1 protein-coding gene is annotated in these 1,004 nt (G+C 71.7%); it reads left to right on the forward strand.

The annotated features are described in order from the left end of the window. Positions 1-14 precede the first annotated feature (14 nt). The coding region (locus IH26_RS0152490) for an AMP-binding protein (protein ID WP_034218339.1) at positions 15-1,004 on the forward strand (990 nt) is incomplete at its 3' end.

Genomic DNA, 1,004 nt, shown 5'->3' on the forward strand with positions numbered 1-1,004 from the left:
GAAGCGAGTCTGACATGGCCGCGGTGCGGTTCAACGCGGGCTGGTGGCTGACCGGCCGGCACGTCGACAACGGCGACGGCGACCGGATCGCCGTCCGCGGTCCGCGGACACTGACCTACGCGGAGCTGACCGAGCAGGCCGGGCTCGCCACCGCCGCGTTCCGGGCGCTGGGCCTGCGCCGCGACGACCGCATCGTCTTCCTCACCGGCGACGACCTCCCCATGTTCACCGGCATCCTCGGCGCGTTCACGGCCGGGTTCGTCGCCGTGCCGATCAACACGATGCTCGGGGCCAAGGAGCTCGGCGAGATCATCGCCGACTCCGGCGCCGCCGTGCTGGTCGCCAGCGACACCTACCGGGAACAGGCCGAGCAGGCCGCCGCGGCCGCCCCCGAACTGCGCCATCTCGTCTGCGACGGGCCGGCGCTCGCCGGCGACAACGTCACCAGCCGGACGTGGGAGGAACTGGTCGAGCTCGGGCGGGAGCAGCCGGCCGCGTCGCGCGAGGCCGCGGCCACCGGCGAGGACTCCTGGGCGCTGTGGCTGTACACCTCGGGCACGACCGGCAAACCCAAGGGCGCGATGCACCGGCACGCGAACATCCGGCACGTCTGCGACACGTACGGCAGCAAGGTTTTAGGAATTGAGCCCGGCGATGTGTGCTTCTCGATCGCGAAGCTGTTCTTCGCGTACGGGATCGGGAATTCGATGTTCTTCCCGCTCTCGGCCGGCGCGAGCGTGGTGCTCGAGCCGCGCCGGCCGACCCCGGCCGTGGTCGGTGACGTGCTCGCTTCCCTGCGGCCGAGCCTGTTCTTCGCGGTGCCGACCTTCTTCGCCGCGCTGGTCACCAGCGACCTGCCGGCCGACGCCTTCAAGCCGGTCCGGCTCAGCGCGTCGGCCGGGGAACCGCTGCCCGCGGCGCTGCTGCAGCGGTTCGCCGACCGGTTCGGGGGCGAGATCATCGACGGCATCGGCTCCACCGAGGCGCTGCACATCTTCCTGTCC

Origin of the sequence: Actinoplanes subtropicus, assembly GCF_000721705.1 — a bacterium.
Lineage (GTDB): Bacteria > Actinomycetota > Actinomycetes > Mycobacteriales > Micromonosporaceae > Actinoplanes > Actinoplanes subtropicus.